Source organism: Mycolicibacterium canariasense, from assembly GCF_002101555.1.
Taxonomy (GTDB): domain Bacteria; phylum Actinomycetota; class Actinomycetes; order Mycobacteriales; family Mycobacteriaceae; genus Mycobacterium; species Mycobacterium canariasense.
On record NZ_LQOL01000052.1, the window covers coordinates 465,849 to 486,057 of the forward strand.

Sequence of the window (20,209 nt, forward strand, 5' to 3'; positions counted from 1 at the left end):
GGAGATGACCGTGAGCACGGACCTGCCCGGCTACAAACAGGCGCGCCGGTCACAGATCGTGGCCGCGGCGACGGCGGCGCTCAAGGAACACGAGTACGAACAGATCCAGATGCGCGATGTCGCGGAGAAGGCCGACGTGGCGCTGGGCACGCTGTACCGCTACTTCAGTTCCAAAGAGCATGTCTACGCCGCGGTGCTGATGGAATGGGCGCAGCCGGTGTTCGCCGACGCGACCGAGGACACCCGCCCGGCCGAACGCCGGGTGCGCGAGAAGGTGCGTGGCATCATCACCAGCTTCGAGCGCTGGCCGGCCTTCTTCAAGGTGTGCATGCTGTTGCAGAACACCACCGATGCCAACGCCCAGCCATTGATGCGGCAGTTCGCCGAGACCGCGCAGCGCACCCTGGCCGCCGACTTCGCCGCACTGGGGCACCAGGAATCCTTCGACATCGCCATCATGTTGTGGGGCATCGTCAGTACGATGCTGTCCGGCGCGATCCACAACGGCTATCCGATCGGGGACGCCTACCGGGTATCCGACGCGTTCATCGACCTGGTGGCTCCGCGCCTGCCCGCCGATCAGCGCTCGGCGAACACCGGAGGCTGATGAGCCCGCACCGGCGGCAACGGCCCGGTGAACTTCTCCACCTCGACCAGCACATGCGCCCCGGTGCAGCCCCGTGCCAGCGCCGAGGTTCCGACGTCGTCGGTCAACACGTTCGGATTGCCGTGCACGCACATCGAATCCGGATCGGACGGGTCCAGTGGATCGAACCAGGCGCCCGTCGACAACTGCACCACGTTGGCGCGCAGGCCGGCATCGGTCACCACACCGGCCAGGCAGGCGCCGCGGTCGTTGAACACCCGGACCACGTCCCCGTCGGCCAGCCCGCGTTCGGCGGCGTCCTCGGGATGCATCCGGATCGGTTCGCGCCCGGCCACTTTCGACTGCTGGCTGAGCGCGCCGGTGTCGAGCTGGCTGTGCAGTCGCGACGCCGGCTGGTTGGCCAGCAGGTGCAGCGGGAAGGTGGCCGCCCGCGCGCCGCCGAGCCATTCCTGCGGTTCGAACCAGGCTGGGTGGCCCAGGCAGTCGGCGTAGCCGAAGCCGTCGATATCGGCCGAGAAGATCTCGATGCGTCCGCTCGGGGTGTTGAGCCGGTGCGTGTGCGGGTCGGCCCGGAAATCCGACAGCAGGGTCAGGCCCGGTTCGGTGGGCAGGCGCAGCGCGCCGTCGGCCCAGAACTGATCGAAGGACGGGGCCGCGAAATCCAGTCCGGCCGCCCATTTTTCATACATGTGCACCAGCCATTGGCGGGCCGTGCGGCCCTCGGTGAAGGTGTCCCCGATACCGAGCCGGGCGGCCAGCGCGGCGAAGGTGTCGTAGTCGTCGCGGGACTGCGCATGCGGGCGCGCCAGCGCGGGCATCGCCACCAGCAGCGGGTCGTTGCGCGAGCCCGAGAAGTCGTCCCGCTCGTAGGCGGTGGTCGAGGGCACCACGATATCGGCGTGTTTGGCCATCGCGGTCCAGTACGGGTCGTGTACGACGATGGTGTCCGGCCGGGCCAGGGCGCGGCGCAGCCGCGGGATGTTCTGGTGGTGATGGAACGGATTGCCGCCGGCCCAGTACACCAGCCGGATATCGGGGTAGGTCAGCCGCAGCCCGTTGTAGTCGTATTCCTCGCCGGGGTGCAGCAGCATATCGCTGATCGCGGCGACCGGGATGAACGTCGACACCGGGTTGTGGCCTTGGGGCAGTGCGGGCAGCCGGAACCGCAGCGGGGCCAGGCCGGGTTCGTTCATCGACCCGTATCCGTGCCCGAATCCTCCTCCGGGCAGCCCGATTTGGCCGAGCATCGCGGCCAGTGTCAGCCCCATCCAGGGCGCCTGCTCGCCGTGCCGGATGCGCTGCAGCGACCAGCTGACGGTGACCAGGGTGCGACTGGCGGCCATCCGCCGGGCCAGCGCGGTGATGTCCTGCGCGGCGATACCGCTGATGGTCGACGCCCACGCCGGTGACTTCGGCACGCCGTCGTCGGTGCCCAACAGGTAGCGCTCGAACCGGTCGTAGCCGACGCAATAGGTGTCCAGGAAGCCCCGGTCGGCCAGGCCCTCGGTGGCCAGCACATGGGCCAGCGCCAGCATGATGGCCACATCGCTGCCGGGCACCGGCGCGTGCCAGGCGCATTCGCCCTCGATGTCATCGCGCAGCGGTGAGAACGACACGATGCACCCACCGCGGTCCCGGAAACGGCGCGGGGATTCACGCGCCGGGTGTGCCGTGGTGCCGCCGTGGTTGATGCCGGTGTTCTTCAGCGCGATCCCGCCGAAGCACACCAGCAGATCGGTGTGTTCGACGATGACGTCCCACTGGGTGGAGCGCTTGAACAGGTCGTCATGGGTGCCGACCACCCGGGGCATGATGGCGCCGGTGGCGCCCAGGCTGTAGGAGTGCCGCGATGACGTGTAGCCGCCGAGCAGTTTGAGGAACCGGTGTACCTGGCTCTGGGCGTGGTGGAACCGCCCGGCGCTGGCCCAGCCGTAGGAGCCGCCGTAGATCGCCTCGTTGCCGTGGCCGTCGATGACCCGGCGCAGTTCGGCGGCCAGCAGCTCGGTGAGCTCCGCCCAGGACACCGCGACGAACTCGTCGGCGCCGCGCGCGGTGCTGGGACCGGGCCCGTCGCGCAGCCAGCCACGCCGTACGGCCGGTTCGGTGATCCGGGCCCGGTGCCGCAGCGAGCCGGGCAGATTGGCCAGCAGGGGTGACGGGTCGGCGTCACCGGCGCGCGGTGTCACGGCGGTGATATCGCCGTCGCTCACCTCGGCGGTGAAGGCACCCCAGTGGGCGAGGCTGGCACGGGACACGCACCAATCCTAGGGGGACGCCCTGACCTGCCGACCAACCATCTGGTTGGTATATGTTGGGCGCCACACCGCACATCCCAGTACCGGAGGTCACACCATGGGCGTCATCAAGTTCGAGCGCACGCTGTTCGAGCCGGAGCACGACCTGTTCCGCGAGTCCTACCGCGCGTTCCTCGAGCGACATGCCACGCCGTTCCAGGAGGAGTGGGAGAAGGCCAAGATCGTCGACCGTGAGGTCTGGCGCGAGGCCGGCAAGCAGGGCTTTCTTGGGATGGCCGTGCCCGAGGAGTACGGCGGCGGCGGCAACCCGGACTTCCGCTACAACGTCGTCGTCACCGAGGAGACGACCGCGGGACGGCACAGCGGCCTGGGCTTCACCCTGCAGAACGACGTCATCGCGCCGTACCTGCTGGAGCTCGCCGACGACGAGCAGAAGAAGCGCTGGCTGCCCGGCTTCTGCAGCGGGGAAGTGATCGCGGCGATCGCAATGACCGAACCCGGCACCGGCAGCGACCTGCAGGGCATCAAGACCCGCGCGGTGAAACAGGGCGACCACTACGTCCTCAACGGATCGAAGACCTTCATCACCAACGGAATCCACGCCGATTTGGTGATCGTGGTCGCCTGCACCGACCCGGACAAGGGCGCGCAGGGGTTCAGCCTGCTGGTCGTCGAGCGCGGTATGGCCGGCTTCGAGCGGGGTCGTCATCTGGACAAGATCGGTCTGGAGGCGCAGGACACCGCCGAGCTGTCGTTCACCGATGTGGTGGTGCCCGCCGAGAACCTGCTGGGCCAGGAGGGGATGGGCTTCATCTACCTGATGCAGAACCTGCCCCAGGAGCGGATCAGCATCGCCGTGATGGCCGCCGCGGCGATGGAGTCGACGCTGGAAGCCACGCTGCAGTACACGAAGGAGCGCAAGGCGTTCGGCAAGCCGATCGGCAGCTTCCAGAACAGCCGGTTCCTATTGGCCGAACTGGCCACCGAGGCCACCGCGGTGCGGATCATGGTCGACGAGTTCATCAGGCTGCATCTGGACCGGAAACTGACCGTGGACCAGGCCGCGATGGCCAAGTGGTACTCCACCGAGGCGCAGGTGCGCCTGGTCGACCGCTGCCTGCAGTTGCACGGGGGGTACGGATACATGCGCGAGTACCCCATTGCCAAGGCCTTCCTGGACTCCCGCATCCAGACCATCTACGGCGGCACCACCGAGATCATGAAAGAAATCGTCGGCCGAAGCCTGGGCGTCTGAGGCCCCCTGGGCGGCACGCGGCCGCCCGACACGCCTCCGGTACAGGTCGCGATATCCCACGAGATGGCGTCCCGCTGACGCAGAGTTGACGAAAGCGATACTTTCGTGGGGTTTGCACGAGTTCGGGAGGACTGATGACCAGGCAGCGAACCCGGCTGCGCACCGCCGCCGGGCGTGCGTTGCTGGGGTTGGCGGGGCCGGTGATGGTGGCAGCCATGGTGCTGTACGCGGCACCGGCTTTCGCCACACCCGAGAGCGACGCGGATGCGGCGATCAGCGCAGCGTGGGACGGTGCCGGGGGTGACACCGGACCGCTGGGCGCCAAGGACGGTGGCGTCTATGCGGTCGGCACGGGCTTCGGGCAGAACTTTGCCGGGGGCAAGATCTTCTTCACTCCGGAGACGGGCGCTCACATCATGACGGGCGCGATCCTGGACAAGTACGAGTCCCTCGGCGGGCCGGCCGACAGCGATCTGGGCTTCCCGACCATCGACGAGGGGCCGGGCCGCGCGCCCGACAGTCGCAACACCACGTTCAGTGCCGCCGACAATCCGGTCATCTTCTGGACCCCGGACAACGGGGCGCGGGTGGTGCGCGGGCCGATCAATGCCGCCTGGGACAAGCTCGGCGGTTCGGCCGCGGTGCTCGGTGTGCCGTCCGGGGACGAGACCTCGCGCGGGGACGTGATCTCCCAGCAGTTCACCGGCGGTGAGGTGTCGTGGAACCGCAAGACCAAGCAGTTCACCACGAACCCGCCGGAGTTGGCCGACCAGCTCGCCGGGCTGGAGGTGCCCTCGGACGCAACGTCGGAGATCGCCGCGGCGCGCCGCGCGGCCGGGGGTGCGCTCGGCCCGCTGGGTGCACCGGACGGCGGACAGTACGCGATCGGCTCCGACGGTGTCGGTCAGAACTTCGCCGGTGGCAAGATCTTCTACAGCCCGGCCACCGGTGCCAACGTGGTGACCGGGCAGGTGCTGGCCAAATACGAGAGCGTCGGAGGTCCGACGGGCGATCTGGGATTCCCGACGGCCAGCGAGGCCGACGGGGGACTGGCGCCGGCCAGCCGCTTCGTGCCCTTCGCCGCCGCGGACCAGCCCGTCATCTTCTGGACGCCTGACTTCGGCGCGGTGATCGTGCGCGGAGCGATGAACGCCGCATGGCAGAAACTCGGTGGGGCGACCGGCGAACTGGGAGCCCCCAAAGGCGACCAAACCGAGAACGGCGACGTCGTCAGCCAACAGTTCAGCGGTGGCAGCATCTCCTGGAATCGGGCGACGCGCACCTTCAGCACCGAACCCGCGAGCCTGCAGCCGCAGCTGGCCGGGCTGGAGGTGCCGGGCGCGGATGCACCGAAGGCGCCGGCCGCCGAGCCCACCGGCGGCGACGGCAAGAAGTGGTACGCGTGGAGCTGGTGGTGGCTGCTGGGCTTGATCCCGCTGCTGGCATTGGTCGGCCTGATCGCCGTGGCGGTGCTGCGTAATCGGCGGTCCCGTGACGAGCACTTCACCGACGATCACTACGCCGAGTACGAGTCCGGCTATGGCGAGAGTTACGAGCACGCCGGTTACGAGAATGCCGGTTATGACCGGACCGGTTTCGACAAGCCCGGATTCGATGATGACGGTTACGACTCGCACGAGCCCGACGATTACGAGACCGGCCCGGCCGGCTTCGGTCAGGAGCCCGGTGGGTATTCGCCGCAGAGCCCGTGGGCGCTGGCGGTGCCGGGGGCCGAAGACCCTGCCGACACCTCCGATGACGCCGACAACGCCGACTTCGTCGACACGGCGCCGACGCGTATCGAGTCCGACGTCCCGGCCGACCCCGCCGAACGTGCCGAAGAAAGACCCGAACGACCCGAAGAAGAACTCGAAGAGGAACCCGGCGAAGAACCGGCGGCCGAAGCCGATAGCGAACCGCCGACGACCGGAGTGAGTCTGGTGGGCGGCCTGGCACCCACTCCACGCTCCACTTATGAACCCGATTTCCCCAGCGGGCGGCACGCGGCCATCCAGATCGAGGAGCCGGATCCGTCGCGCACCTCGGTACGGCCGGCCGGCAGCGATCCGTTCCGCGCGCCCGACGGCTACCTGGTCAAGGCCGATACCGGAACCGGCCTGTACTGGACTCCGGGAACGCCCGGCTATGACCGGACGCCGGCTGATATCTGGTTCGCCAGTGAGGAATTCGCGGTGACGAACGGATTCGTCCGGGCGGAGTGAGTGCCCGTCAGATCTTGCGGATGACGGTCACGACCTTGCCCAGCACGACCGCGTCGTTGCCGGGGATCGGGTCGAACGCCCGGTTGTGCGGCATCAGCCAGACCTGACCGCGCGTCCGCTTGAAGGTCTTGACGGTGGCCTCGCCGTCGATCATGGCCGCGACGATATCGCCGTTGTCGGCGACGTTCTGTTGCCGGACCACCACCCAGTCGCCATCGCAGATGGCCGCGTCGACCATCGACTCGCCGACCACCTTGAGCAGGAACAGCGAGCCTTCGCCGACCAGTTCGCGCGGTAGCGGGAAGACATCCTCGACGGCCTCCTCGGCCAGGATCGGCCCGCCGGCGGCGATCCGGCCCAGCACCGGCACGAAGGTGGGCTCGGGCAGGGCATCGGAGCCGGCGACATCGGTGGCCACGATCGGGGTGACGGTGTCATCGGCGCCGCGGACATCCACCGCGCGCGGACGGTTGGGGTCGCGGCGCAGGTAGCCCTTGCGTTCCAGGGTGCGCAGCTGGTGTGCCACCGATGACGTGGAGGTCAGACCGACCGCGTCCCCGATCTCGCGGATGCTGGGCGGATACCCGCGACTGGTGACCGACGCGCGGATGACCTCGAGGATCGTGCGCTGTCGCTCGGTGAGTCCCGACCGCGGTTCAGGGGTGTCGGTGTGCTCGCTCATGGCGCCGAATCTAGTCGCACCGCCGGCATTAATCAAACATGTGTTCGAGGCGTGTCGGCGCGAGGTCGAATGCGGGGCCCGGCGTGGCTGGTGCGACCTCTGTGGCTTGAGTGACGCACGCGACTTGTCGGTGGGTGCCTTTATCGTTTGCAACAGTTCGATCACATGTTCTACCGATCGAACACCTGATCGACTATCTTCGAACACAAGAGCGAACGACCGGCAGGAAAACCCAGGAAAGGCTCAACCATGACCGTCATGGACACCCGATTCGGCACCGAATTCGATGATGCGTTCGATTCCAGCTTCGATTCTCAGTTCGAGGCGCCTTTCGAGGCCCGGCGCCGGGCTCCGTTCGAGGACCGCGAGTTCGACCGGGCCCGGGTGGCGGTCCGCCGGCCCGCCCCGGCCGAGGTATGGCCGCTGCCGCGCGATGTCGTCGTGCGCCGCCGCCGGCCGCAGGTGCGCCGGCCGGCGGGGGCGGCCTTCGGCTATCGGGGCACCGGGGTGCTGATGTCGCGGGCATCGCGCCGCCGGCGCCCGATCACGCCGGTCACCACCGTGGTGCTGGCGTTGATCGCCGCGGCGATCACGGTGTGGCTGGGTCTGGTCGCGCAGGTGGGCAGCGGCGTCGGCGAAACGGCGGTGCAGGTGCCCACCCGGCTCTCGGTCGTTCAGGTCGAGGCGGGGGAGACGCTGCAGCACGTGGCACAGCGGGTGGCGCCCGACGCGCCGGTGAACTCCGTGGTGGATCGCATCAAGGAGCTCAACAAACTGGACTCGAGTGCGGTGCTGGCCGGCCAAACCCTCATCGCGCCGATCGGCTGAGCCGCCCGAGGGTGGTGCAGGTAGGCTCGGAGGCGTTCGATCTGGTCGACATGCGGCACGGCGAAGGAGCGGTGATGCACTGTCCGTTCTGCCGCCACCCGGATTCGCGAGTCGTCGATTCCCGTGAGACCGACGAGGGCCAGGCCATCCGACGCCGGCGCTCGTGCCCGGAATGCGGCCGCCGCTTCACCACCGTGGAAACCGCCGTGCTCGCCGTGGTGAAACGCAGCGGGGTCACCGAACCGTTCAGCCGTGAGAAGGTCATCAAGGGCGTGCGCCGCGCCTGCCAGGGCCGGCAGGTCGACGATGATGCACTGAATCTGCTGGCCCAACAGGTGGAGGACGCCGTCCGGGCCGCGGGTTCACCCGAGATTCCCAGCCACGACGTCGGCCTGGCCATCCTCGGACCGCTGCGCGAACTCGACGAGGTGGCCTACCTGAGGTTCGCCTCGGTGTACCGGTCGTTCAGCTCGGCCGAAGACTTCGAGCGCGAGATCGCCGAACTGCGCGCTCACCGCCGGATCAGCAGTCCCGGCTGACCGTCCGGTCCGGCCGCCGTCAGTCCACCAGCGTATTGCCGTCGTGCACGACGCGTCCGCCGACCTTCACCCAGCCCTGTGGATCCCACCAGGTGTCGATCCGTGACCCCTTGCCCTGGATGATGTGCAGATCGCGGCTGAGATAGTCGGTCATACGGACCGCCGCCGCGCCCGTTGCCTCATCCTCGACGATGCCCAGATTCGGGGCGAACATCCTCGACCGCAGCTCGCCGGCGGCGGCATCGGTCCAGGCCCAGACGTAATGCTCGGCATCGCCCGTGTAATCGGCAGGGTCGCTGGTCAGCACGTCCTCGATCGACGCCAGGTCGTAGATCGCGAACTCCGGCGCCCACTCGGCCCGCGCGCTGATCACGGTGAGGTCGGCACCGGAATCGTCGGTGCGGTACTCGACCTGCACCAGCCCGGCCGGCACCTGCAGGGTCCGGACCGGGATGCCGCGTTCGCGCAGCCACCACGCCGCGCCGACGGTCGGATGCCCGGCGAACGGAATCTCGACGGCGGGGGTGAAGATGTGCGCGCTCGCCGTCGTCGCACCCGGGGCGGGAACGTCGACGAAAATCGTTTCGCTGTAGCCCAATTCGGTGGCCAACCGTTGCCGGTCGGCCGGGTCGACAGCCGCGGCGTCGACCACGCCGAGCGGATTGCCGAACTCGCCTTCGGGAGTGGTGAACACTCGCAGCACGCTCACATCGACCGCCATGCAACCGATCGTAGTAGGCGTGATCGCGCGTCAGGTGGCGCTTCGCTCATCCCCGCCGATGGCGTCCAGCACCGCCACCCGGGTGTCCAGTGAACCGGTGATCGCCTTCTCGCTGATGCCCGAACGCAACAACTCGCGCAGTAGATCCTGGTCATAGCGGGCCGGCTGGGTCGAGTCGATGAAACGCTCGACGATCTCGACGAACCGGTCGGGGTCGTCGTGGAACGGAAAATGCCCGGACCCGTCGAAGATGGCCAACTGTGACCCGGGCATGGCCGAATGTGCCAGGTGGGCATGGCTGACCGGGATCACCGAATCGTGCTTGCCCCAAACGAGCTGAACCGGAACCGATTCGGTCAAATAACATCGATCCAGCATGGTGACCACCTGGCCGCGCCAGTCCACCACCGCACGCAACGTCCGCGCGAACGCCGATGACGCCGTGGGCTCGGGAAGGTCGTTGAGCACGCGCAACACATCGGGCAGATCGCGCCCCACCCCGGTCGAACCGAACAGCGTCCCGCCGATCCGGCCGGCCGCCTGCAGGGCGGGCAACACCAACGGCAACCGCAGCAGGGCCAGCGCTTCGCTGCCCATCGGCAGCGACGCGACCCGAAGGGCGATGTTCACGTCCTTGGTGACCCCGCCGGAGCCCACCAGTACCAGGCGGTCGACCAACTGCGGGAACTGGTAGGCGAACTGCATCGCCACGCCGCCGCCCAGCGAGTGACCCACCACCGTGACGCGGTCGACGTCCAGCACGGACAACAGATCGCGCATCCCGTTGGCGTACGCGGCAACCGAGTAGTCCGCCCGCGGCTTGTCGGACTGACCATGGCCCAGCAGGTCGGGCGCGATCACGGTGAACCGCTGTGCCAGGGCGGCCTGCACCGTATGCCAGGTCGTCGAGTTGTCCCCGATGCCGTGGATCAGCAGGATCGCCGGCCCCGACCCGCAGATCCGGAACGCGCGGCGGTAGCCGTGGATCGTGCGGAACTGCAGGGTGGGCGTGGTCTCGCGCACCGGCCGAAGCTTGGTTTTCCGTTCGGTCATCTCCGCCATGTCCTTCCCCGACCTCGATGCCGAAGCAGTATCGGCTAGGTGTCGTCCTGGCCGTCAGGGAACCCGTCGGAGAAGCCTTCTCTGAACTTGTCGTCCGCCTGCTGCGCCAGGAACCGCTCGAACTCCGCACCCAACTCGTCGCCGCTGGGCAGATCCTCGTCGCGGGCTAACAACGACCGGTTTTCCTGAGCGGCGACGAATGCATCGTACTGGCGCTCCAAAGCCGTCACCACCTGAGCGACCTCGGCGCTCGCCGCCACCTGCTCGTTGATCTTCGTATGCACCTCAGCTGCGGCTTCGCCGAGCGCGGCAAGGGGGATCTGCAGTCCGGCGCAGCGGGCAACCTCGGCCAGCAGGGTCTCGGCGGCCGGTGGATAAGGAGTTTGCGCCAGGTAGTGCGGCACATGCACGGTGAACCCCAGCGCATCGTGGCCGTGCTGGCCCATCCGGAACTCCAGCAGGTTCGACACGCTCGCCGGCACCTGGACCTCGCCGACCCACGGGGTGTACTCGCTGATGAGTTCCTTGTTGGTGGAGTGCGCGGTCAGCGTCACCGGCCGGGTGTGCGGCACCGCCATCGGGATGGTGCCCAACCCGATGACCTGACGGACGTCGAGCCGTTCGGCCAGCAGTCGCACCGCGCTGATGAACCGTTCCCAGCGCAGGTCCGGTTCCAGCCCGGCCAGCAGCAGGAACGGGGTGCCAGCGCTGTCGCGCAGCGCATACAGGTTCAGTTCGGGCTGGTCGTAGCTGGTGAAATGATCGGTTTTGAAGGTCATCAACGGGCGTCGGGACCGGTAGTCGAGCAGTTCGTCGATCGCGAACGACGCCACCAGTTCGGTGTCCAGCGTGTCTTTCAGGTGCTGGGCGGCCAGCCGGACGGCGTGCCCCGCGTCCGAGAACCCCTCCAGCGCATGGATCAGCACCGGACCGCGCCCATCCGACGCGGACAGTTGCGGTGCCGGGAACTCCAGCTCGTACATGCCCGTCTGGTCGGGTTGATAGTGCGGTTCCGGGTGACCTGATTGATCGACCATGTGCTTCACCTCCTCTTCACCAGATTGTCTCGTATTTTGCCTTTCAAACAGCGTGCGCCCCCCGGCTATGCCCCGTCGATGTCGCGTCGGCGCCCCGCCGGATCTCCTCCCAGCGCTTTCACCAGGTTTGTCGGGCAGGATCATGACGTGCGAGTGACGGTGTGGGTGACGGCGGTGGCGCTGGCCGGTGCGCTGATTGCCGGCTGCGCGGCCGCGCCGCAGGCCCGTCGGTTCGCCACCGTGGAGGCAAGCACGCCCGAGGCGGTCCCGGTCCTTCCCGATCGGCGCATCGGCGCCCTCTTCGTCGGCGGCGGTGACCTGCACGCCTGCACCGCTGCGGTGCTGGACTCGCCGGCCGGTGACCTGATCCTGACGGCGGCGCACTGCCTGGACGGCGGCCCGGATGCGACGTTCGCGGCCGGGTTCGCCGGCACCACCGACCCGAACCAGCTGTGGCACCTCGACACCATCTACCTGGATCCGCGGTGGAGCGCGAACCAGAATCCCCGCGCCGATTTTGCCATCGCGCGGGTGAGCCGGGACGGCGGCGGCTCGGTGGCGGCGGCGGTCGGGGGCGGACTCCGGCTGGGGACGGCGCCGGCCCCGGGCACCGATGTCGCGGTCACGGGCTATCCGATGGGCGTGGGGGGCGGGCCGATCGGCTGTCACGCCCCGACCAGCACCACCAGGGCGGGCTACCCGTTGTTGCGGTGCGGTGGTTTGGTCGATGGCACCAGCGGCTCGCCGTGGCTGGTCGGTTCCACCATCACCGGTTTGACGGGCGGCCTCGACGGCGGTGGGTGCGCCGAAAACCTTTCCTACTCACCGCCTTTCGACCACACCGCGGAAGACCTGTTGATCCGCGCGGAGGGACAGGGCCCCGGCGATCAGGCTCCGGACTCGTCGGTGGGTTGTTAACGCTTGAACTGGCTCAGCGCGCGCAACTTGTTCATCACGTCCAGCGCGGCCACCTTGTAGGCCTCGGAGAACGTCGGATAGTTGAACACCGCGTCCACCAGGTACTCGACGGTGCCGCCGCAGCCCATCACGGCCTGCCCGATGTGCACCATCTCGGTGGCATTGGTGCCGAAGATGTGCACCCCGAGCAGGCGCAGATCCTCGGTGGACACCAGCAGCTTCAACATGCCGTAGGAGTCGCCGGCGATCTGGCCGCGGGCCAGCTCGCGGTACCGCGACACGCCCACCTCGTAGGGGATCGCGTCCTTGGTCAGATCCACCTCGGTGGCACCGACGTAGGACACCTCGGGGATCGAGTAGATGCCGATCGGCTGGAGGTCCATCATGCCCTTGGTGGGCTCACCGAACGCGTGGTAGGCGGCCAGCCGGCCCTGCTCCATCGAGGTGGCGGCCAGAGCGGGGAAGCCGATCACGTCCCCGACGGCGTAGATGTGTTCGACCTTGGTGGCGAAGTTGTCGTCGACGAAGATGCGGCCCCGGTTGTCGGCCTCCAGGCCGGCGTTGGCCAGATCCAGGTGATCGGTCTGTCCTTGCCGGCCGGCAGAGTACATCACCGTCTCGGCGGGGATCTGCTTGCCGCTGCCCAGCGTGGTGACGGTCCCGGCCGCCCCGACGTCGACCGCGGTCACCTCCTCACCGAACCGGAAGGTGACGGCCAGGTCGCGCAGGTGGAACCGCAGCGCCTCGACGATCTCCGGATCGCAGAACTCCAGCATCGACTCGCGCTTCTCCACCACCGTCACCTTGGTGCCCAGCGCGGCGAACATGGAGGCGTACTCGATGCCGATCACCCCGGCACCGACCACCACCATCGAGGTCGGGATGGCCTTGAGGTCGAGGATGCCGTCGGAGTCGAGCACCCGGTTCTCGTCGAACTCGACACCGCTGGGCCGGGCCGGTTTGGTCCCGGTGGCGATGACGATGTTGGCCCCGCGGATGGTGATCCGCTCGGCGCGGCCGGGGTCGTCGACCAGCAGGGTGTGCTCGTCGATGAACCGGCCGTGCCCGACGTAGAGCTCGACCCGGTTGCGCATCAGCTGCGAGCGCACCACGTCGATCTCCTTGCCGATGACGTGCTGGGTGCGGGCCAACAGATCGGCCGGGGTGATCTTCTCCTTCACCCGGTAGCTGGCGCCGTAGAGCTCACGCTGATTCATCCCGGTGAGGTAGACGACGGCCTCACGCAGTGTCTTGGACGGGATGGTGCCGGTGTTGACGCAGACCCCGCCCAGCATCATGCCGCGTTCGATGACTGCCACCGATTTCCCGAGTTTGGCGGCGGCGATGGCCGCACGTTGACCGCCGGGACCGGAACCGATGACGACCAGGTCGTACTCCTGCATGGAACCCATGTGTGAAGTCCTACGCCGGTTGCACCGATCTCGCACGCCGACGACGCCGAATTGCGGGTTAACAACTCGCGATCGATGCACAGTTGCGGATTCATCCACAATCCACGGCGCCGGACCGCCGCAGCGGCACCGGCTGACGGTGCCGGCTGTGACGGTGGGGACATGACATCCCAACCCCGTCTTTTCGATCTCGACAGCCCGGCCGCGCTGATCGCGGCGCTGCCCGCGGTGCTCGGCTTCGTTCCCGAGCGTTCGCTGGTCCTGGTCACCGTGGACCGCGGTGACATCGGCCCCGTTCTGCGGGTGGATCTCAGTGCGGCGCTCGTCGCCGGCACCGCGCACCTGGCCGAGGTGGTCGCGGCGTCCAGTCCGGACGCGGCGATCGCCGTCGTCGTCGACGAGGACGGCACCGACTGCGACGCCTGTGGTATCGACCATCTCGATCTCGCCGACCGGCTGGCCGAGTCGCTGGACGACCACGCCATCCTGCTGCTGGCCGTCCTGCTGGTCGATCGGGTGACGCCGGGCGGGCGGTGGTCCTGTGCGGACGGCTGCGGTGCCGGCGGGCTGATCGACGATCCGGACGCCTCACCGCTGGCGGCGGCCGCGGTGCTCGACGGGCGCAGGCTCTACCGCCGGCGCGAGGATCTGCAACGGGTGGTCGGGGTCGCCGACCCGGCCCGATGCGCGGCGTTGCGCGAGCGGATCCGGCGGCGGGACGGCGTCGTCGACGACGAAGCGGCGGCCGACGCCGTGCGCCTGGCGTTGCGGATGGCGGCCGGGGTGCGCGCCGACTCCGAGCTCGACGATGCCGAGGTGGCCACCCTGGCCGCCGCGCTGACCGATCCCCGGGTCAAGGACACCTTGTACGCACTGGCGGTCGGGGAGCGGGCCGCCGAGGCGGAAGCACTGTGGACGGTGCTGGCCCGCACCCTGCCCGACCCGTGGCGGGTCGAGGCGCTGGTGCTGTTGGCGTTTTCGGCCTACGCCCGCGGCGACGGCCCGCTGGCCGGGATCGCGCTGGAAGCGGCGCTGAACGGGCTGCCCGCACACCGGATGGCCGGCATGCTGGACCAGGCGTTGCAGTCGGGGATGCACCCACGGCAGATCCGCGAGCTGGCACTCACCGGTTACCGGACGGCGGCCCAGCTGGGAGTGCGGCTGCCGTCGCGACGCGCGTTCGGGCAGCGCGCCGGGTGATGCGGGTCAGGCCTTCTCGACCTTGACGGCGTGCGCCATGTGATGCGGCAGTTCGACCTCCTGATGCCCCGGGATCAGGATCAGCACACCGCCGCCGGTCTCGTCGCTGACCTGCACGGTGACCCTGGCATTGGGCACCACGCCGGCATCCTTGAGACGGCCGATCAGTTCGACATCGCCCTGGACGTGCTCGGTCAGTTGACGCACCACCACCGCGACCGGCGACCCGGACGGTAATTCGGTGAGCCGCACGAGATTTGCGTCTTCACTGGCGCCGGCTTCGCCGTAGCCCAGCTCGGACAGCCCGGGGATCGGGTTGCCGAAGGGTGAGGTGGTCGGGTTGTTGAGCACCTGCAGCAGCCGGCGTTCCACGTCCTCGCTCATGACGTGCTCCCACCGGCAGGCCTCGGCATGCACTTCCTCCCACGGCAGGCCGATCACGTCGACCAGCAGCCGTTCGGCCAGGCGGTGTTTGCGCATGACCGAGATGGCCAGATAGCGGCCCTTCTCGGTGAGCTCGAGGTGGCGGTCGCCCGCGACGTGCAGTAGGCCGTCGCGCTCCATCCGGGACACGGTCTGGCTGACGGTGGGTCCACTCTGCTCGAGACGTTCCGCGATCCGGGCACGCAGCGGAACCACGCCCTCTTCCTCGAGGTCGTAGATGGTCCGCAGGTACATCTCGGTGGTGTCGATCAGATCGTTCATGCGCTACCTTCCAGGCCCTCCGTCGATTGTCGAGTCTACCGGTCTAGGCGCTTGAACAGGGCTGCAACATCTTCCCGGCGCAATGTGATGCCCGCCGCGCGAAAGCGCGACGGGCATCAGCGGGGAGGGTTTCGCTAGCTGGCGTAGGACCGCAGCCGCTCGGCACGTTCGCCGTTGCGCAGCTTGGCCATCACCTCGCGCTCGATCTGGCGGACCCGTTCGCGGGACAGCCCGAACAGCTTGCCGATCTGGTCCAGGGTGCGCGGCTGGCCGTCGTCCAGGCCGAACCGCAGCCGGATGACCTGCTGCTCGCGTTCGTCCAGCGTGGTCAGCACGTACCGGATATCGGTGTGCAGCAGCTCGGAAATCACCGCGTTCTCCGCCGACATCGCCTCGGCGTCCTCGATGAAGTCACCCAGCGGGGCCTCCTCGTCGGTGCCGACCGGCATGTCCAGGCTCACCGGGTCGCGGCTGTGCTCCAGCAGGTCGTTGATCTTCTCCACCGGGATGCCCGACTCTTCGGCCAGTTCCTCGTCGGTGGCTTCCCGGCCGAGGTTCTGGTGCATCTCGCGCTTGATCCGGGCCAGCTTGTTGACCTGCTCGACCAGGTGCACGGGCAGCCGGATCGTGCGGCTCTGGTCGGCCATGCCGCGGGTGATGGCCTGGCGGATCCACCAGGTGGCGTAGGTCGAGAACTTGAAGCCCTTGGTGTAGTCGAACTTCTCCATGGCCCGGATGAGTCCGAGGTTGCCCTCCTGGATCAGGTCCAGCAACGGCATGCCACGTCCGGTGTAGCGCTTGGCCAGCGACACCACCAGGCGCAGGTTGGCCTCCAGTAGGTGGCGGCGGGCGGAATCACCGTCGCGTACCACGGCCGCCAGGTCTTTCTTGCGGGCCTCGCCGAGACGCTTGCGGGTCTCCAGCAGATGCTGGGCGTACAGCCCGGCCTCGATGCGCTTGGCCAACTCGACCTCATCCGCGGCGGTCAGCAGCGCTGTCTTGCCGATGCCGTTGAGATACACACGGACAAGATCGGCGGCTGGGCTCTGAGCGTCCAGATCGCTGTCGACACGGCTTGCGTTGGCGATCGCCATTTACGGCCTCCTGATCGGCTGGAACTGTCACTGCGTTCAACGTCCGTACAGGGCTCAGAGTTCCCGCTGGTTCCCGATGTCACACCTACTGACCTGCGGTTTTTTCCCGACGACCTGAGATTCTCCTGAGAAGTGCGCAAGAACCGCACTCAGGTGGGAAATCGGGCGGTCAGGACGCGTCGGTGCCGGCGGCCGGGTCGACGTGGCGCACGGGTTCGAGCGCCGGGCGCTCGGCGGTGGGAAACAGGGGAGTGCGGCGCGGGCCGGCCGAGTCGTACCGGCGCGGCTCGGTGGCCTTGCGCGGCGGGCGGTCGTTGGCGATCAGCACGGCCATCCACGGCAGCGGGATGGACAGCACGATGATGCCCAGCGAGATGAGTCCGTTCTGCCAGATGCCGTAGGCGACCGCCGCCAGCACCAGGGCGGGGATCCGGAATGCCATCAAGGTGAAGTACTTGCGCATCCTGGCGCGGTGCTGCTCTTCGTAGGGCAGGGCGGCGCGGGTGATCAGGATCGGTCGACCGTCGTCGTCGAAACTCAGCTCCGGGCCGTGTTTCATAAACTCCACTGTCCCACACCTTCGGACCGGCGCGCGGGCCGGGCACAATAGGGGTATGCAGACCCAGACGATCGAACGCCCGGACACCGACGAACGCGTCGATGACGGGACCGATGATGATGCCCCCAAGGTCTTCCATTACGTCAAGAAGGACAAGATCGCCGAAAGTGCCGTCATGGGTACGCATGTCGTGGCCCTGTGCGGTGAGGTGTTCCCGGTGACCAAGGCCGCCAAGCCCGGCTCCCCGGTGTGCCCGGACTGCAAGCGGATCTACGAACAGCTCAAGAAGTAGTGCCGTTGGTGCCGTTGCGGGTGTCGGTGCGTTCCTCGATCCACTCCCGCAGCCGGCGCGCGTGCGTGTCCGGCGCGGGCCACTCCTCCTGCACCGCCGCGTTCAGCTCGGCGCCGATCATGATGGCGAAGCCGAGGAGGAAGGCGAACAGCAGGAACGCGATCGGCGTGGCCAGCGCGCCGTAGGTGTAGCCGGTCGCGGTGATCCAGGTGAGGTAAATCCGCAGGCCCACCGTCGCGATGAGGAAGACCGCGGTCGCCAGCACCGCGCCCACCAGTAGGCGGTGGGTGGGCAGCGGCGCCGGCAACGACACCCGGTAGAGCACGGTCACCGCCAGCACCAGCACGATCACCAGCGCCGGGTAGTACCCGTACTGCAGCACGTTGTCCCAGCTCTCCGGAATAGATTCGGAGATCTTACGCGGCCCCAACGCGATGAACGGCGCTGTCAGCACCGCGCACACCAGCATGACCACGTACAGGCCCAGCGCATAGAACCGCTGCCGCACCGGATGGCGCAGCGGTGTCTGGTCGTGCGCCTCGACCACCGAGTCGACGAATGCCGAGATCGCCGAGGAACCTGCCCATAACGAGATGACGAAGCCGAGCGACACGACCTCGCCGCGGGCACCGCGCACGATGTCGTAGATGGTCGGCGCGATGATCTCGCTGACGACGTTCTGCGAGAAGAATCGCCCCGACGTCCCGATCAGCTGTTCCTCGATGGCCGGCAACGTATCCGGTCCGAAGAGCGGGGCCAGGTACGCCAGGCTGCCCAACATGCCGAGCAGCAGCGGCGGCAGCGACAGCGCACACCAGAAGGCGGCTTGTGCGGCCTCGGAGAAGATCGAGTCGTCCCAGGCCTTGGACAGCGTGCGCTTGGTGATGGGCCAGATGTGGTGGCGAGTGGGTTTTGCGGGGGGCTGGTCGCTCATGACCAGTCCAGCATTCCCTACGCGTCGACCGGCTTGACCTCCAGCACCGCGGCCAGTTCGATCAGCTTGGCTTCGTGCTCGTTGGCGTGGTGCTGGCAGAACAGGAGTTCGGCGCCCGACGGGAGCGTGGCCCGCACTTGCGCAGCCGCACCGCAGCGGTCGCAGCGATCGGCCCGGGTCAGTTCCGGACTGGTCAGGATTGCGTTCACGGCACGTCCTCCGTTCGGCTTGATGCGTGGTTCTACTGTGTCAGACGTATGAGGTTCCGGCCTTGTTCCCTCACCGTTCATCGGTGTGTCGTGTCTCACGGCGCACTCCCGTTGCGGGACGGGCACGCTGGGCGCATGATCCGCGACTCCGAGGTCCTCGTCCATCTGTGCTCATCCGAGGAATGGCACGCGGCCCAACGCGCGGGCGAACACCGCCCGGCCTCGCTCGCCGACGTGGGCTTCGTCCATCTTTCGGCTCCTGAACAGGTCCATCTGCCCGCCAACCGGCTGTACGCCGGGCGCACCGACCTGGTGTTGCTGGCCGTCGATCCGGGCAAGCTGAGCGACCCCGTGCGCTGGGAGCCCGGGGTGCCCACCGATCCGGAATCGATGCTGTTCCCGCACCTATATGGACCCCTGCCGGTGGCGGCTGTGAGAAGTGTCACGAGCTACCTGCCCGGCCCGGACGGACAGTTTGCTCCGTCCAGCGATCAGGCGCCCAGGTAGGCGTCCGCCTCGATCTCCACGAGCAGTTCGGGCGAGATGAGCGCGCTGACCTCGACCATGGTGGTCACCGGCCGGATATCGCCGAAGAACTCGCGGTGCACGGCACCGATCTCCTGCCATCGGGAGATATCGGTGACGAACATCCGGGTCCGCACCACGTCCGACAGGGCGGCGCCGGCCTCGGCGAGTGCGGCCTCGATGCGCCGCAGGGCCGCGCGGGTCTGCTCGGCGACCGAACCGCCGGGCGCGGTGGTCCCGGACACCGCGACGTGATCGCCGATCCGTACGGCGCGTGAATAGCCAACCGCGGCTTCGAATTCCGATCCGGAGGCGATATTGATCCGCGAGTCTGGCACGGCGTCTAGGTTAGGGGAGTGCGGGTCGCGGTGGTCACGGGTGCCAGCAGGGGCGCCGGTCTCGGGATCGCCGGCGCCTTGAGTGCCCGCGGCTGGCGGGTCTACGCCACGGGCCGCAGCATCACCGAGGCCCCGCCCGGCGGTGTCGCGGTGCGGGTGGACCACGGCGACGACGACGCCGTGGCCGCGCTGTTCGCCCGCGTCGGCGCCGACGAGGGCGGGCTCGATCTGTTGGTGAACAACGCCGCGGTGGTGCACGACGAACTCACCGGTGCGAAACCGTTCTGGGAGAAGCCGGTCGGGCTCGGTGACGTGCTCGATGTCGGGCTGCGTTCGGCGTATGTGGCGTCCTGGCACGCTGCGCCGCTGCTGCTGCGCCGGCCCCGCGGGCTGATCGCGTTCACCTCCTCGCCCGGTTCGGTGTGCTACATGCACGGTCCCGCGTACGGGGCGCAGAAGGCCGGGATCGACAAGATGGCCGCAGATATGGCCGTCGACTTCCGCGGCACCTCGGTGGCGTGCGTGTCGATCTGGATGGGAATCCTGCTCACCGAGCGGTTGCGTGCCGCGTTCGCCGGGCATCCCGACGCCCTGGCCGAGACCGCCCGGCATGCCGAGACGCCGGAGTTCACCGGTCACCTGATCGATGCGCTGTTCGGCGATCCGGAACTGGCCGGCCACAGCGGGCACACCGTGATCGGCGCCGAGTTGGCGGTGCGGTACGGCATCACCGACGAAGGGGGCCGTCAGCCGCCATCGCACCGTGAAATATTGGGTGCACCAAGGGAACCCAGCGCCGTGGTGTTACGTTGACG

At 68.2% G+C, this 20,209-nt stretch carries 22 protein-coding genes; 10 read left to right on the top strand and 12 right to left on the bottom strand.

Annotation, left to right across the window (positions count from 1 at the left end):
* Nucleotides 1-4 precede the first annotated feature (4 nt).
* Nucleotides 5-607, top strand: a complete 603-nt coding sequence (locus AWB94_RS18240) for a TetR/AcrR family transcriptional regulator (protein WP_062656528.1) — start codon at nt 5-7, stop codon at nt 605-607.
* Here the strand turns inward: AWB94_RS18240 and AWB94_RS18245 are convergent.
* A complete protein-coding gene (locus tag AWB94_RS18245; RefSeq protein WP_062656529.1) occupies nt 580-2,862 on the bottom strand; it encodes a molybdopterin-dependent oxidoreductase in 2,283 nt (760 codons plus the stop codon). The two genes, AWB94_RS18240 and AWB94_RS18245, sit on opposite strands and share 28 nt — an antisense overlap.
* 97 nt (nt 2,863-2,959) lie before the next feature.
* On the opposite strand from AWB94_RS18245, the gene AWB94_RS18250 reads away from it, so the two are divergent.
* Together AWB94_RS18250 and AWB94_RS18255 are read left to right on the top strand one after the other, a co-directional pair.
* Nucleotides 2,960-4,117 carry an acyl-CoA dehydrogenase family protein gene (locus AWB94_RS18250; RefSeq protein ID WP_062656530.1) on the top strand — a complete coding sequence of 386 codons (1,158 nt, stop codon included), beginning with the start codon at nt 2,960-2,962 and terminating at the stop codon, nt 4,115-4,117.
* 134 nt (nt 4,118-4,251) lie between these two features.
* Nucleotides 4,252-6,339: an LGFP repeat-containing protein gene (locus tag AWB94_RS18255; protein WP_062656531.1), complete on the top strand. Its 2,088-nt coding sequence runs from the start codon at nt 4,252-4,254 to the stop codon at nt 6,337-6,339.
* A 7-nt stretch (nt 6,340-6,346) separates the two neighbouring features.
* Here AWB94_RS18255 and lexA read toward each other — a convergent pair whose 3' ends face one another.
* The gene (lexA, locus tag AWB94_RS18260) at nt 6,347-7,021 is read right to left on the bottom strand and encodes a transcriptional repressor LexA (protein WP_062656532.1); all 675 of its coding nucleotides are present in this window, start codon (nt 7,019-7,021) and stop codon (nt 6,347-6,349) included.
* A gap of 249 nt (nt 7,022-7,270) precedes the next feature.
* On the opposite strand from lexA, the gene AWB94_RS18265 reads away from it, so the two are divergent.
* Together AWB94_RS18265 and nrdR are read left to right on the top strand one after the other, a co-directional pair.
* Nucleotides 7,271-7,849 carry a LysM peptidoglycan-binding domain-containing protein gene (locus tag AWB94_RS18265; RefSeq protein ID WP_234811774.1) on the top strand — a complete coding sequence of 193 codons (579 nt, stop codon included), beginning with the start codon at nt 7,271-7,273 and terminating at the stop codon, nt 7,847-7,849.
* 74 nt (nt 7,850-7,923) lie between these two features.
* Nucleotides 7,924-8,388 (top strand): transcriptional regulator NrdR, encoded by a 465-nt coding sequence (nrdR, locus tag AWB94_RS18270; RefSeq protein WP_062656637.1) that lies wholly within the window; start codon nt 7,924-7,926, stop codon nt 8,386-8,388.
* 19 nt (nt 8,389-8,407) lie between these two features.
* Here the strand turns inward: nrdR and AWB94_RS18275 are convergent, their stop codons facing one another.
* The 3 genes from AWB94_RS18275 to AWB94_RS18285 are packed head-to-tail and all read right to left on the bottom strand — an operon-like array spanning nt 8,408 to nt 11,208.
* The gene (locus AWB94_RS18275; protein ID WP_062656533.1) at nt 8,408-9,109 is read right to left on the bottom strand and encodes a PhzF family protein; all 702 of its coding nucleotides are present in this window, start codon (nt 9,107-9,109) and stop codon (nt 8,408-8,410) included.
* A 30-nt stretch (nt 9,110-9,139) separates the two neighbouring features.
* Complete coding sequence (locus AWB94_RS18280; protein WP_062656638.1) at nt 9,140-10,162, bottom strand: alpha/beta fold hydrolase; 1,023 nt, start codon at nt 10,160-10,162, stop codon at nt 9,140-9,142.
* A gap of 44 nt (nt 10,163-10,206) precedes the next feature.
* Nucleotides 10,207-11,208 carry a proteasome assembly chaperone family protein gene (locus AWB94_RS18285; protein WP_062656639.1) on the bottom strand — a complete coding sequence of 334 codons (1,002 nt, stop codon included), beginning with the start codon at nt 11,206-11,208 and terminating at the stop codon, nt 10,207-10,209.
* Between the two features lie 147 nt (nt 11,209-11,355).
* Between AWB94_RS18285 and AWB94_RS18290 the strand changes: the two genes are divergently transcribed.
* Entirely contained in the window at nt 11,356-12,126 is a 771-nt protein-coding gene (locus AWB94_RS18290) for a trypsin-like serine peptidase (RefSeq protein ID WP_062656534.1), read from the top strand.
* Here AWB94_RS18290 and sthA read toward each other — a convergent pair.
* Nucleotides 12,123-13,538, bottom strand: coding sequence for a Si-specific NAD(P)(+) transhydrogenase (gene sthA / locus AWB94_RS18295; protein WP_062656535.1), 1,416 nt, complete (start codon nt 13,536-13,538; stop codon nt 12,123-12,125). The genes AWB94_RS18290 and sthA overlap by 4 nt on opposite strands.
* Before the next feature lie 162 nt (nt 13,539-13,700).
* On the opposite strand from sthA, the gene AWB94_RS18300 reads away from it, so the two are divergent.
* A complete protein-coding gene (locus tag AWB94_RS18300; RefSeq protein ID WP_062656640.1) occupies nt 13,701-14,738 on the top strand; it encodes a DUF4192 domain-containing protein in 1,038 nt (345 codons plus the stop codon).
* Between the two features lie 6 nt (nt 14,739-14,744).
* Here the strand turns inward: AWB94_RS18300 and AWB94_RS18305 are convergent, their stop codons facing one another.
* From AWB94_RS18305 to AWB94_RS18315, 3 genes are all read right to left on the bottom strand, one after another.
* Nucleotides 14,745-15,443 (bottom strand): iron-dependent transcriptional repressor DtxR, encoded by a 699-nt coding sequence (locus tag AWB94_RS18305; RefSeq protein ID WP_062656536.1) that lies wholly within the window; start codon nt 15,441-15,443, stop codon nt 14,745-14,747.
* A 134-nt stretch (nt 15,444-15,577) separates the two neighbouring features.
* Entirely contained in the window at nt 15,578-16,537 is a 960-nt protein-coding gene (locus tag AWB94_RS18310; protein WP_024449760.1) for a sigma-70 family RNA polymerase sigma factor, read from the bottom strand.
* Between the two features lie 169 nt (nt 16,538-16,706).
* Nucleotides 16,707-17,096, bottom strand: coding sequence for a DUF3099 domain-containing protein (locus AWB94_RS18315; protein ID WP_062656537.1), 390 nt, complete (start codon nt 17,094-17,096; stop codon nt 16,707-16,709).
* Nucleotides 17,097-17,151: 55 nt separating this feature from the next.
* Between AWB94_RS18315 and AWB94_RS18320 the strand changes: the two genes are divergently transcribed.
* Nucleotides 17,152-17,388 carry a DUF3039 domain-containing protein gene (locus AWB94_RS18320; RefSeq protein WP_024449762.1) on the top strand — a complete coding sequence of 79 codons (237 nt, stop codon included), beginning with the start codon at nt 17,152-17,154 and terminating at the stop codon, nt 17,386-17,388.
* Here AWB94_RS18320 and AWB94_RS18325 read toward each other — a convergent pair.
* A complete protein-coding gene (locus AWB94_RS18325) occupies nt 17,378-18,322 on the bottom strand; it encodes a YihY/virulence factor BrkB family protein (RefSeq protein ID WP_062656538.1) in 945 nt (314 codons plus the stop codon). The two genes, AWB94_RS18320 and AWB94_RS18325, sit on opposite strands and share 11 nt — an antisense overlap.
* A gap of 17 nt (nt 18,323-18,339) precedes the next feature.
* Complete coding sequence (locus AWB94_RS18330; protein WP_024449764.1) at nt 18,340-18,531, bottom strand: DUF7455 domain-containing protein; 192 nt, start codon at nt 18,529-18,531, stop codon at nt 18,340-18,342.
* Between the two features lie 135 nt (nt 18,532-18,666).
* Between AWB94_RS18330 and AWB94_RS18335 the strand changes: the two genes are divergently transcribed.
* Nucleotides 18,667-19,038, top strand: a complete 372-nt coding sequence (locus AWB94_RS18335) for a DUF952 domain-containing protein (protein WP_062656539.1) — start codon at nt 18,667-18,669, stop codon at nt 19,036-19,038.
* Here the strand turns inward: AWB94_RS18335 and AWB94_RS18340 are convergent.
* On the bottom strand, nt 19,023-19,394 hold the full coding sequence (locus tag AWB94_RS18340; RefSeq protein WP_062656540.1) for a RidA family protein: 372 nt from the start codon (nt 19,392-19,394) through the stop codon (nt 19,023-19,025). The genes AWB94_RS18335 and AWB94_RS18340 overlap by 16 nt on opposite strands.
* An 18-nt stretch (nt 19,395-19,412) precedes the next feature.
* Here AWB94_RS18340 and AWB94_RS18345 point away from each other — a divergent pair, with 18 nt between their 5' ends.
* A complete protein-coding gene (locus tag AWB94_RS18345; protein WP_062656541.1) occupies nt 19,413-20,207 on the top strand; it encodes an SDR family NAD(P)-dependent oxidoreductase in 795 nt (264 codons plus the stop codon).
* Nucleotides 20,208-20,209: the final 2 nt, after the last annotated feature.